Origin of the sequence: Bifidobacterium apri (assembly GCF_009299485.1) — a bacterium.
In the GTDB taxonomy this organism is placed as follows: domain Bacteria; phylum Actinomycetota; class Actinomycetes; order Actinomycetales; family Bifidobacteriaceae; genus Bifidobacterium; species Bifidobacterium apri.
This window is the reverse complement of the sequence record NZ_WBSO01000004.1, coordinates 198,913-211,446: the sequence shown is the minus strand read 5'-3', so window position 1 is coordinate 211,446 and position 12,534 is coordinate 198,913. Positions and strand designations below refer to the sequence as shown.

The following is a 12,534-nucleotide window of genomic DNA, read 5'->3' as shown; positions in this document are numbered from 1 at the left end:
CCTCGCCCGGGAAGTAATTGTTCGTCCCCGGCACACCCACCAGGTCGTACATGCCCGCGGTCGAGCTGTTGTCCCGCCCGGACACCAGCACCACGCCATGCCGCAACGCATGCAACGCCGCCGCCGCGACATCCCAGTTGTCGATGCCGTCGAGACCGAACGACATGTTCACCACACGCGCCCCCGACGCCACCGCATCCTCCAACTCCCCCACGACCAAAGGATGCGCGCCGTTGTCGTCGTCGCTGACACAGGCCATGCCGTCGAGGGTCCCTTCCGTCGCGAGCTCGTCGGGGTAGGCGATCACATGCGCGCCCGGCGCGACGCCCTGGAAGCCCAGACCGCCGTCATACCCCACGCCCGTCCCCGCGATCAGGCCGACCATATGCGTCCCGTGCGTCACATACAGGCCGTCCGCCGTGGACACCGTCGGATCATCCACCGACATGGACAACGACGAATCCTGCGAACCACGGCACGACGTGCCCCCGCCCACCATGACGAACCGGTACTCCACATCCGCACCCGCCAGGGACGGATGATCCTCCACCACCTGGGTGTCGATCACCGCGACCGTCACACCCCGGCCCGTCACACCCGACGCCCACGCATCACGCACCCCCATATCCTCGATACGCCAATCCACCCCATCCACAGCACGCGCCGGCACACACAACCCACACACCACCACCACAGCAGCCACCACCAACACCACACGCCACAACCACACACGCACACGGCCACGCGCCGGCCGACCCCACGACCCCATCCGCGCGCACTCAACCGCGCCATGGGGAAGTCCTGTTCCCTGCACACGACTATCCGATAATCCTTTGAACTCCATGACTGCTCTCCTTTACCGTTTGCTCTCGTAACCCTGTGCTTGCTGTCCAGTGATGACGAAAGTACCGTCACCTGCTTGATGGCAACGGCTGCCCGCCCGAGACACTGGAAACGCCCACAGCAGCCGAGCAATCTCCCACAGCATCCTGATACGCCTGCTCTGTCCGTTCGGACAACTTCATCGTCTTGCCAGAAAGATGCCTCCATTTCCCGTCAGACACCATGCCACGTGACTGCAGCCGCGCTTACCCGGGATCAGCAACAATCGCACCATTCATGTTCGGTTTCTTCCTCTCGGATAGTTGCAGTCCCACATTCCACTTTGGATGGACTGATACGTTTCACATTCCAGTTACTTCGAGCAACTTTGCGCTACCTGTCTTCCACAGCCAAGAGGGCTCTGGTCACCTCACGCTTTCCTCGGCTCTGATTGATTCGGCGTATTATCTTCCTTCTTCGGAGGGCAACTGACGTAGCGCCAACCCGAAACGGTCAGCACATTGTTTCAAGATATCATTAGCCAACCGCTAAAGAACCATGGCGAATCCGCATATTCCTCACACACCGTTGGCCTATTGCCGTCAAACGTTTGACGTGTCTCCACGTCTACGTTTTGATTCTGTACCAGCCGAAGCCGTAGACAAGAGTTGCAACATCGCTTTCCTCTTGTTGAACACAGTCGTCCTTCACAAAACATTCACCATCGCGCGGCGGTATACAGCCATGGATATTCCATCGTCGCCAGTATTGCCGATATTGCCGAACCTGACAATTCGCATCAACACCCATATCGGCCAATGGGACCGACGATGACCATCCCCATGGTATGCGCCCCAACAATCCCCTGCATACAGGCGCCAAACGCATCAATCCATGACTGCTCCGACCGCGCCCCCGCGCACACCGCCCCGTACGCACCCGCCAACCGCAAAAACACCGCAAAAACACATGGTGCCGCCCTCCGCAACCGGAGAACGGCACCGTCAAACCCGAACGAGCAACAACTCAGTCGATATCAGCCCCAAGCGCGAGCAACTTGCCGCGGAAATCCGCGTACCCGCGGTCAATCAGCGAAATCCCGTGCACATCGGACGGGCCGGACGCCGCAAGCGCCGCAATCAGGTGGCTGAACCCTCCACGCAAATCCGGCACGTCGATATCGCGCCCGGTCAACGGAGTCGGTCCGAAAATCACCGCGGAATGCTTGTAATTGCGCTGCTGGAAACGGCAGGGCAGCGAACCGAGGCACTCACGGTACAGCTGGATGGTCGCACCCATCTGCACCAGCGGCTTAGTGAAGCCGAAACGGTTCTCATACACGGTTTCATGCACAATCGACAGGCCCTTCGCCTGGGTCAGCGCAACCACGAGCGGCTGTTGCCAATCGGTCATGAAGCCAGGGTGCACGTCGGTTTCGATGGCCACCGGGTGCAGGTCCCCGCCCGGATGCCAGAAGCGGATGCCCTCATCGGTAATATCAAACTTACCGCCGACCTTGCGGAACACGTTGAGGAAGGTCATCATGTCAGCCTGCGTGGCACCCTTGACGAATACGTCACCGCGGGTGGCGAGCGCCGCCGAAGCCCAGGATGCCGCTTCAATACGGTCGGTCAGCGCGGTATGGGTGAAGCCCTGAAGCTTCTCCACACCCTCAATGCGGAAGGTACGATCCACATCCACGGAAATAATCGCGCCCATTTTCTGCAGGACAGCGACCAGATCCATGATTTCCGGCTCGATTGCGGCACCGGACAGTTCCGTCTTGCCCTCGGCGAGCACGGCTGCCAACAGGGTCTGCTCGGTGGCGCCCACCGACGGGTACGGCAGATGAATTTTCGCGCCGTGCAAACCGTTCGGGGCGGTAATATGGATGCCGTCCTTGTGCTCCTTGTCGACGTCCGCACCGAGTTTGCGCAGCGTGTCGAGATGGAAATTGATGGGGCGTCCGCCGATGTTGCAGCCGCCGAGCGCCGGGATGAACGCCTCGCCCAGACGGTGCACCAGCGGGCCGGAGAACAGGATCGGGATGCGCGACGAACCCGAAAGCGTGTCCACATCAGCGACGTCGGCAAGCTTCACGTGAGTTGCGTCGATAGTGACGATGCCGTTCTTGCCGTCCACATTCACGTCCACACCGTGCAGGCGCAGCAGGTCGGATACGACGTGCACATCGCGGATTTCCGGCACGTTCTTCAGCACGGATTTACCAGGCGCGAGCAATGCGGCGACCATGGCTTTGCTTACGAAATTCTTGGCTCCGCGAACCTTGATCGTGCCGTGGAGCGGTTTGCCGCCCTCAACATGGAGCACATCATCTTTCTCTTCGACCACGTCGACCTCTTTCGATTCCCTTGCCCGGACGCGCCTGTCGCCGCGATGGGGCGGCCGGCGCTGACACACTACCGGCTGGTACTGATTGGTATCACCATGGTGCCACACCTCATGTGCATACGTGGTGAACATGCTACCAGCCGAATCGTATGTCCATGACGGTTGTGAAGCAATCGCCACAGAAAGCAGACAACACTAGGGCACGACACGCTTGCACGCATACACCGGCGTACTTCTCCACCGGCATAGAATGATTCGGATGAAGCCCGACATTATGCGGAGCTTCAGCTAGATGTCGGGGAATGTGAAGGAGCGTCACATGAACAATTCCACGAATACAGGCACGCGACAGACCGCTGCTACCGCTGCTGCCGCCAATATCGCCGATACCGCCGATACCCAACACAGGGCGTTCTCACGGCGGCGTTCCACAACCAGACTCATCGCCGCAATCCTCGCCGGCACGATGCTGCTGCCATTGTCCGCATGCGGCGGGTCGGACACCGACACCACAGCGCTGCCAAGCGAATCCACATCGGCAGCCACCACGCCGTCCGAATCCTCATCCCCAAGCGAAACCACCGCACCCGACGCAAGTCCTTCGGATAATGCCTCCGCACAATCCGGCACAGGCTCGGGATCTTCCGATGCGTCCGTCGCCGCTGTGGATATGCTGGCGACCTTGTCGGTCAAAGGACGCGCCCCGAAAACCGGGTATGCGCGCACACAGTTCGGCGCCGCCTGGTCGGACGTCGATCATAACGGCTGCGATACGCGCAACGATATTCTCAAGCGCGATATGACCAATGTGACATTCAAATACGGCACCCACGATTGCGTGGTCAAAACCGGCACGCTCAACGATCCATACACCGGGAAAACCATCAATTTCGTGCGAGGGCAGTATACGTCGACCGCCGTGCAAATCGACCATGTCGTCGCGTTGTCCGACGCATGGCAGAAAGGCGCGCAGCAGCTCAGCGCCGATCAGCGTTTGCAACTGGCGAACGACCCGTACAATCTACTCGCGGTGGACGGGCCGGCAAACCAGCAGAAATCCGATTCCGACGCGGCATCATGGCTGCCATCGAACAAATCGTTCCGCTGCCAGTATGTCGCACGACAGATCGGCGTGAAACACAAGTATGCGCTGTGGGTGACGCAGGCCGAGAAAGATGCGATGACCAACGTGCTGTCCAGCTGCCCGGGACAAACCGTGCCCGATGGCGGCGGCGTGGTCGCTTCCTCGTCTGCCGCAAGCCAGCCCGCGCAAGCCGCCCCGGCACCGGCACAGACCACGCAAGCCGCCCCCGCTCCCGCGCCCGCTCCGGCGCAAACACAGGCCGCACCGGCCCCCACGCAGCAGTCCGGCTCAGACGTCTACTACCAGAACTGTTCCGCCGTCCGCGCGGCAGGCAAAGCCCCGCTGTATCAAGGGCAACCGGGATATTCCAAGAAACTCGACCGTGACGGCGACGGCATAGCCTGCGAATGACAGGCACACGGCCACGCGGCCAATATATGCGGCGCCACAGAATCGGCCACCCAGTCTGGCTACTCTACTCAGTCTGGCAGCCGAATCGTCTCATCGGCGCCGTACATCGCCGCAGTCAATCCGCACAATCCATATACTGGGAGCAAATACGGGAGCCGCAAAGGCGATACGACGGGAGTCCGCAAGCATGTCCAACCAGCAATTCGAGCCGTTCTATGATGTCAATCTCACATATGACGACAATTACCGCCGCGGGCCGTTCGGCCTGTTCGCGCAGGCGTTGGCCGGTGACGACAGCCCTGCAGAAGGCGCGACAAACGAAACGTCAGCGGCGGGCAGCACCGCGATTTCTGCAGAATCCGCGACCGCTGCGAGCGTGCTCGGATTCCCGGTGAACCTGCCCTTCGGCATTCCTGCAGGCCCACTGCTCAACTCACGATTCACGACAGCCGCCTTCCGCTTGGGATTCGACCTTGCCGTATACAAAACCGTGCGGTCGCGCGCCTGGGGCTGCAACCCATTCCCGAACGTGCTTGCCGTCCACCCCAAGGCGGCAGACGGTTCCCTCACTCCCGGCAGTCCCGAACTTGACGAAGGCGTGCTTGCCGACACCCGCTATGACCTGCCGATCTCCATCTCCAATTCCTTTGGTGTGCCATCACGCGATCCTGACGTCTGGCAGCCGGACATGCGCGACGCCATCGCCGCCGCCGGCCCAGGCCAGCTGCTGGTGCCAAGTTTCCAAGGTTCGCGCGTAGCCGGCATGAGCACCGATGAGTACATCGCCGACCATGTGACCACTGCGCGGCTCGTCTGCGAAACCGGCGCACAGCTCATGGAAATGAACACCAGCTGCCCGAACGAAGGGCACAACCGACTGCTGTGCCACGACCCGCATCTGGTCGGCCGCATCACCGAAGCGGTGAAGAACGAGATCGGAGAACGGCCACTCATCGTCAAACTCGCGTATTTCCCCTCGGATATTGAACTCGAAACCATGGTGCGCGAAACCGTTGGACGCGGCACAGTGCAAGGATTCTCCACCATCAACACCATTTCCGCGAAACTCGTGGATGCTTCCGGCAAGCAGGCGCTGCCCGGCGAGGGGCGCGACCGCAGCGGTGTATGCGGGAACGCGATTCGCGGGGCAGGGCTGGATATGGTCCGCCGCCTGTCGGCAATCCGTGAACGACTCGGGCTTGATTTCACGATTGTCGGTGTCGGCGGTGTCATCGAACCAGAGCATTACCTCGCGTACCGCAAGGCGGGGGCGGATGCGGTGATGAGCGCGACCGGCGCGATGTGGGATGCGAGACTCGCCCGGATTATCAAGGCAGCCATCGACGTGTGAATCGGTCTGCCAAGACTGCGGCAGACCGTACGGACATGCCTGTCATGTCAGTCTTCTGCTTCTGCCGACGCTGAGCGCTTGGTCAGCGTCGGCAGAAGCAGAACGTAGACGGCATATACCCGGTTAGTCCCGCGAAACCGCGGATATCAGTATCCGGAACGGCGCTGATCCCAGAAGGTCTGCACCTCGCGCTTATCCGCGATGGTGAATTCGATGATCTGCTCGAGCACCTCCCACGCGTCGCTGCGCGCGAAAGGAATCTGGAAGGTTTTCTTGCCGCGCTTCAGATGCTGCCGCTCAATCATCGGCATGGCATGCTCGAATGCGCGCGGCTCCGAGCCAACGGTCACATGATTGGTCAGTGCGGTGAACCCGATGATGAATGTGCCATGATCCGTGAACATCGGCTGATTCCACTTGACTTCGCAGGCCAGCTGCGGCCACGTGGCGTGCACCCAGTCAAGCAATTCCTTGAATTCGGCGCGATGATTCGCATCTGCAATCGAATCAAGATATTCCTCGACATTCGCGTATTTCGCCATACTCTGCTCCAATCCGGGCGGGAACGCTCCGGTTTCGTCCGGCTGCGCTGTTCATGCAAGCGTATCGTATCGGATGCGGTGAATCGCCAGCGGCGGAGCATTCCTCGCCTTATACTCCCGTTATTTCCCGCATTCCCTCATGGTTCGTTCTCCCCTGCGGCGAGCAGGCACTGGCCCCATATTGGCACTCGCCGCTGCAGTCGGAACGTGTTTCCCACCCACGCCGACAGCAAGCGGGTGCCGTCAGTTCCGTTCGGCAACTGGCCGCCCATCACAGCCGGAAAAGTGTTCCCCGCATCAACAGCAAGCGGGCATTGCCCCCCTTTCTCGCAGTTCCCGTATCGCGCTACGTGCAGGACACGACAGATGGCAATCCATATGGCACATCATGCAGCAACCAGAAGGCCAATTCACAAGTTCTGAAGACCATCAGGAACAGGAACCCCGAAATACACGCACATCCACGCATCGCCGCGCACGCCAGCTCACACCGTCCCCGAAATGTCCACGCAACTACGAATTTCGGCATCCGACCGCCCACATCGTCCCCGAGATACCCGCACAACTGCGCATCGCCGCACACAACCACCACACCTTCCTGCAGATACCCACGCAACCACCACACCTTCCCCGAGATGCGCGCCTATCACCGGACCGCCGTCAGCGCAAAGCCCCATAGCCCGCAGATGCAACCAACCGTATCCGCCGATTGCCGCGATTCATCCATCGATGCACTGCAGCCAAGCACACTTGCGATCCGTGCAATCCTCGCAATCACGCCCCCCGCACACGCAAAAGGCCGCGGAACCCACAAGGATCCCACGGCCAACAGCGTCTGCTCCAGCTACTCACGGCTGCCAATCGGCCCCGCCCACGGCTGAGCCTCCTCAGGCTCGCGCGCGGACTGAATCGGCACATCCGCCCAATGCTTCGCCGGCAAGGTCTTCGGCTTGAACGGGAACTTCTCGGCGCGCATCTTCTCGTAGGAGGCAATATCGTCCTCATGCTGCAAAGTCAAATCGATATCGTCATAGCCGTTCATCAGACGCCAGCGCACATAATCGCCCACCTCGAACGGCAGGGTCACATCACCGCATGTCACAGTGCGTTCGCCCAAATCAACGGTCATATCACGGCCAGGCTCCTCCTCAAGCAGCTTCCACAGCAACTCAATGCTCTCCTGCGGCATAATCGCAGCCAGCACGCCGTTCTTCGCGGTGTTGCCATAGAAAATGTCGGCGAAGCGCGAGGAAATCACCACGCGGAAACCGTAATCGCGCAGCGCCCACACCGCGTGCTCACGCGACGAGCCGATGCCGAAATCCGGTCCTGCGACCAGAATCTTGCCCTGCTTGTATTCGGGACGATTGAGCACGAAATCGGGATCGCGGCGCCACGCGTAGAACAGCGCGTCCTCAAAACCGGTTTTCTTGACCCGCTTCAGGAACACAGCGGGGATGATCTGGTCGGTATCCACATTCGAACGGCGGAGCGGAACGCCTGTTCCGGTCACCACGGTCAGCTTTTCCATAACGATTCCTTTCATCGGCCGGCATCTGCATGTCGGCCTGTAATCCGGCCGCCTGTGTCGTGTTGCAGGCGGCGGGATTGCATATTTCTTACGTCTGTGGGTTGTTCAGCCTGTTCGGCGATGATTTCGCTTGGCTTACAGGTCTTCCGGGCTGGAAATCGTGCCGCGGATCGCAGTAGCCGCCGCAACTGCCGGCGATGCCAGATGTGTGCGCGACCCCTTGCCTTGACGCCCCTCAAAGTTGCGGTTCGAGGTGGAAATCGACCGTTCGCCCGGCACCAGCTTGTCCGGGTTCATGCCCAGGCACATCGAGCAGCCGGCGTTGCGCCATTCCGCACCGAAATCCTTGAAGATCTTGTCAAGTCCCTCGCGTTCGGCTTCAAGTCGCACACGGGAGGAAGCGGGCACCACCAGCACACGATGGATGGAATCGGCCTTGTGATGGCCTTTCATGATCTTCGCTGCGGTACGCAGGTCGTCGATGCGACCGTTGGTGCACGAACCGATGAACACGGTATCCACCGGGATGCTCTTCATCGGCTGGCCCGGCTTGAGGCCCATGTATTCGATTGCGGACTGTGCTGCGGCGCGCTGCTCGGCATCGGCAATATCCTCCGGCACCGGGACGTTGCCGGTGATCGGCACGCCCTGCCCCGGATTCGTGCCCCACGTGACGAACGGCGTCAAATCAGCGACGTTGAGTGTCACTTCCTTATCGAACACGGCGTCATCATCAGTTTTGAGCGTCTTCCAATAGGCGACCGCCTTGTCCCACATTTCGCCTTCCGGCGCGTGCGGACGTCCCTTCAGGTATTCGAACGTCGTCTCGTCAGGAGCGATCATGCCAGCGCGGGCGCCCGCTTCGATGGACATGTTGCAGATGGTCATACGCTCGTCCATGCTCAGCTTGCGGATCGCTTCGCCACGATACTCGATGACGTGGCCCTGACCGCCGCCGGTACCGATTTTCGCGATGATGGCAAGGATGATGTCCTTGGCGCTCACGCCCTTGGGCAGCTCGCCTTCGATATTCACGGCCATGGTCTTGAACGGCTTGAGCGACAGGGTCTGCGTGGCCATCACGTGCTCCACTTCGGAGGTGCCGATACCGAACGCGAGAGCGCCGAACGCACCGTGGGTGGAGGTGTGGGAGTCGCCGCACACGATGGTCATACCCGGCTGGGTGAGCCCCAGAATCGGCGCGAAGGCGTGCACAATGCCCTGATCGGCATCGCCGAGCGGGTGCAGCCGGACGCCGAATTCCTTGCAGTTCTTCTCCAGCGTGCTCAGCTGCAGCGCGGAGGTCTTGTCAGGATTCGGGCGGTCGATATCGACGGTAGGCGTGTTGTGGTCTTCTGTCGCGATCAGCAAATCGGTGTGCCGCGGCTTGCGGCCAGCGAGACGAAGTCCCTCGAATGCTTGCGGGCTGGTGACCTCATGCATCAGCATCAGATCGATGTAAATCAAATCCGGCGCGCCGTTTTCGCCTTGCCGTACGAGATGGTCAGCCCATACCTTCTCGGCCAATGTGGTTCCCATGCTGTCTCCTTTGGCGGAATTTCAACGTTTTCGCCCTAAAATTACTTCAGCCATGCGTTTCCACATGGCCCTTGTACTCCACTATGTCGGTTTTCGGCGTGCGCCTGCTTTTGCGTTTCGATATGTGAGATGGCATAATCCGGAATATGACTTCTTCCACATTGCGCGTTCCCGTAGGATCGGAACGCTTTGACACCAAGGATTTCATGGGTCCTCATCTCGACCAGAATCAGCCGCAGCAGGCCGACGGCGATATCCATTCTGGCGTCGGGGTACTTGACAAAACGGTCAAAATATTGGATGCGCTCGAATCAGGACCTGCCACACTCGGTCAGTTGGTCAACGAAACCGGTCTGGCGCGCCCGACCGCACACCGTCTGGCCATCGCCTTGGAACGTCATCGGTTCGTCATCCGCGACCAGCATGGGCGCTTCGTCCTGGGATCTCGATTCGCTGAACTTGCCGCCGCAGCTGGCGAGGATCGTCTGCTCACCGCTTCCGGTCCGATTCTGCAGACCTTGCTCGACCGCACCGGCGAATCCGCGCAAATCTACCGTCGTCAGGGCGATCAACGCGTGTGCATCGCCGCCGTGGAGCGTGCCAGCGGCCTGCGTGATTCCATTCCTGTCGGAGCACTGCTGTCCATGGAAGCCGGGTCCGCCGCGCAAATCCTGCTGGCATGGGAAGATTCAGAACGTCTGCATCAAGGCTTGAGGCATGCGAAATTCACCGCTTCAAAGCTTGCAGCCGTGCGCAAACGCGGATGGGCGGAATCCGTCAACGAACGCGAAGACGGCGTATGCTCCATCTCCGCGCCGATTCGCAATCCTTCCGGCCAAGTCATCGCCGCGATTTCTATTTCCGGGCCGACCGGACGCATGGGCACGACCCCGGGACGCCGGTATGCGCCCTTGGTGATGGCCGCCGGCAAGTATCTCACCGAAGCTCTGCTGCGCGCCAGCGGCGAGCGGTGAGAGATGCCGTCCGCGAGGACTGTTCCAAAGCAATCTGAACCGGCCTAAGATGCCTAGGCACCTCCGATATAACCTTCTACCGACGCTGACGATCGCCTCAGCGTCGGTAGAAGGTTTTTGTTATGTCGATTGGGCAGTCAATGCATCATGCGCTGTTGTATCGCCTGTACAGTTGCGTGAGAATGTTGTCTATGGACGTCCGTTCAATCGATATATCCAGAATCCGACACTGTCGTCCAATCATGTCGATGATATCCATGATATTGTGCTCGTCGGCCATGAAATGGTAATAATGTGCACGTCCTTCGGAACGGTCATATGCGATTGTGTCCGGAACTTGCGGGTGTCGGGATGAGTCCGTCACCACGCACATATCACGCACGTCACCGACCTGCGCACGCAATTGCCTGAAGCTTCCATCGAATCGCTTCGTGCCCTGCGCTACCAGTACGACACGCTGTCCCAACTCCTCAAGATCAGACGTATTGTGCGAGGTGATCAGAATTGTCAGCCCGGTGTTCGCGTTGAGATCGCGGATATACCTCAGCATTGCCATACGTGCTTCGACATCGAGCCCGAGCGTCGGCTCGTCCAGCAGCAACAGCTGGGGATCCGGCAGCAGGGCAAGCGCGAGATCGGCTCTCATTCGCTGCCCCAGGCTCAGATCACGTGCCAACGAGTTCCAAATCGGGGCCAGATTGAATCGTTCACGCAGTATGCCAATCTGCCTGGAATATATCTCGTCGTCGATTTTCCAGATGCTTTTCTTCCATCGGAAAGACGACGAGACCGGATGGTCCCACCATAATTCCGTTCGCTGTCCAAAAACCACGGCGATATTCCGCACGTATCTGACACGGTCAGAGAACGGGTTCATTCCCAGCGATGTCACGGTCCCCGAGTCCGGTGTGAGCAATCCTGCAATAAGCTTGATGGTCGTGCTCTTCCCGGCGCCGTTCGGACCGGCGTATGCCACGGTTTCGCCGCGATGGATCGTGAGATCTAGATTGTCAAGTGCCGTGATGGTCTTGTATTGCCGACTGAACAGATTCCGCCATGAACGCGGCGTATCGTCACGCCCCTGCCTCTGCTTGTACTGTTTGCAGACACCGTCGAGTCTAACGGCGATGTCCGAAGCTCGAATACCGGGAAACACTGTATTTTCCATAGTGACGTAGTCCTTGCCTGAAAATAACGATGGTGATAATGCCGAACGCCAACGCGAACAGGGGCATCGTATAAAGCCGCCAACCATATGCATGCAGCATGTATGAAGCCGGTACCGCCCCGATCATTGCCGCAGGCAGAATCGAAGTCAACACAGCCCGAACGAACGGTATCGCGCCATTCAATGGCAGCACGGACAACTGGCTGATCGCCCCGTCCGTGATTGTGTTGATTTCCTCGGCGGATTGCGGAGCATAAAACGTGAGGGTTCCCCACAAATATTGTGTGGCTATGACGAGACCCGCCGCACACACAATATTCACAATCAGCGCGAACCACCATGCCGGTTCCGGTCGCGCGACGTAAGACAATCCCCAACACAGACACCCCACACCAAGCAGCTGGGAGACAATCAGGTCAAGGGAACCGAATCCCTCGACAACCAATGATTTCCAAAGCGGAAGCGGCTGCAACAGGTTGTGGTCAAGCTGCCCGCGGCCGATTTTCCTGCTGATCATCAGGATGTTACCTCCGCCGACGACTTGGGCGAGACCCCGGGCGGTCAACACGAACCCGACCAGGAAGAGCAAATCCTGACGAGTCCAGTCACCGACTCGACCCAACGCAAACGCCATGGCCAATGACGGCACAATCGCACTGACGGCCAACACCAGTTCACCGAACATCCATACCAGTCCCCTCCCGCCGCCGTCGATAATAGGCTCGAGTCCGAGACGCATGCTGGTTTTCAACATGTCAAG

The 12,534-nt window shown here is 59.7% G+C and carries 10 protein-coding genes; 3 read left to right on the top strand and 7 right to left on the bottom strand.

Annotated features, from left to right (window positions below):
- Both DSM100238_RS04675 and murA read right to left on the bottom strand, forming a co-directional pair.
- A partial coding sequence (locus tag DSM100238_RS04675) for a S8 family serine peptidase (protein WP_240812343.1) occupies window positions 1-844 on the bottom strand: 844 nt, incomplete at its 3' end.
- Between the two features lie 1,004 nt (window positions 845-1,848).
- Window positions 1,849-3,174 carry a UDP-N-acetylglucosamine 1-carboxyvinyltransferase gene (gene murA / locus DSM100238_RS04670; protein ID WP_015449799.1) on the bottom strand — a complete coding sequence of 442 codons (1,326 nt, stop codon included), beginning with the start codon at window positions 3,172-3,174 and terminating at the stop codon, window positions 1,849-1,851.
- Between the two features lie 466 nt (window positions 3,175-3,640).
- Between murA and DSM100238_RS04665 the strand changes: the two genes are divergently transcribed.
- Window positions 3,641-4,669 carry a GmrSD restriction endonuclease domain-containing protein gene (locus DSM100238_RS04665; protein WP_152355542.1) on the top strand — a complete coding sequence of 343 codons (1,029 nt, stop codon included), beginning with the start codon at window positions 3,641-3,643 and terminating at the stop codon, window positions 4,667-4,669.
- A 187-nt stretch (window positions 4,670-4,856) separates the two neighbouring features.
- Complete coding sequence (locus DSM100238_RS04660) at window positions 4,857-6,020, top strand: beta/alpha barrel domain-containing protein (RefSeq protein ID WP_152355522.1); 1,164 nt, start codon at window positions 4,857-4,859, stop codon at window positions 6,018-6,020.
- 146 nt (window positions 6,021-6,166) lie between these two features.
- On the opposite strand, the gene DSM100238_RS04655 is transcribed toward DSM100238_RS04660, so the two are convergent.
- The 3 genes from DSM100238_RS04655 to leuC all read right to left on the bottom strand — a co-directional run bounded on the left by DSM100238_RS04655 (window position 6,167) and on the right by leuC (window position 9,632).
- On the bottom strand, window positions 6,167-6,562 hold the full coding sequence (locus tag DSM100238_RS04655; RefSeq protein ID WP_152355521.1) for an iron chaperone: 396 nt from the start codon (window positions 6,560-6,562) through the stop codon (window positions 6,167-6,169).
- An 844-nt stretch (window positions 6,563-7,406) separates the two neighbouring features.
- Window positions 7,407-8,093 (bottom strand): 3-isopropylmalate dehydratase small subunit, encoded by a 687-nt coding sequence (gene leuD / locus DSM100238_RS04650; protein WP_152355520.1) that lies wholly within the window; start codon window positions 8,091-8,093, stop codon window positions 7,407-7,409.
- A gap of 135 nt (window positions 8,094-8,228) precedes the next feature.
- The gene (gene leuC, locus DSM100238_RS04645; RefSeq protein WP_152355519.1) at window positions 8,229-9,632 is read right to left on the bottom strand and encodes a 3-isopropylmalate dehydratase large subunit; all 1,404 of its coding nucleotides are present in this window, start codon (window positions 9,630-9,632) and stop codon (window positions 8,229-8,231) included.
- Window positions 9,633-9,838: 206 nt separating this feature from the next.
- Between leuC and DSM100238_RS04640 the strand changes: the two genes are divergently transcribed.
- Window positions 9,839-10,606 carry an IclR family transcriptional regulator gene (locus DSM100238_RS04640; protein WP_152355541.1) on the top strand — a complete coding sequence of 256 codons (768 nt, stop codon included), beginning with the start codon at window positions 9,839-9,841 and terminating at the stop codon, window positions 10,604-10,606.
- 145 nt (window positions 10,607-10,751) lie between these two features.
- Here the strand turns inward: DSM100238_RS04640 and DSM100238_RS04635 are convergent, their stop codons facing one another.
- Together DSM100238_RS04635 and DSM100238_RS04630 are read right to left on the bottom strand one after the other, a co-directional pair.
- Entirely contained in the window at window positions 10,752-11,774 is a 1,023-nt protein-coding gene (locus DSM100238_RS04635) for an ATP-binding cassette domain-containing protein (protein ID WP_167511036.1), read from the bottom strand.
- On the bottom strand, window positions 11,725-12,528 hold the full coding sequence (locus tag DSM100238_RS04630) for an ABC-2 family transporter protein (RefSeq protein ID WP_240812348.1): 804 nt from the start codon (window positions 12,526-12,528) through the stop codon (window positions 11,725-11,727). Before DSM100238_RS04630 ends, DSM100238_RS04635 begins: the two co-directional genes overlap by 50 nt.
- Window positions 12,529-12,534: the final 6 nt, after the last annotated feature.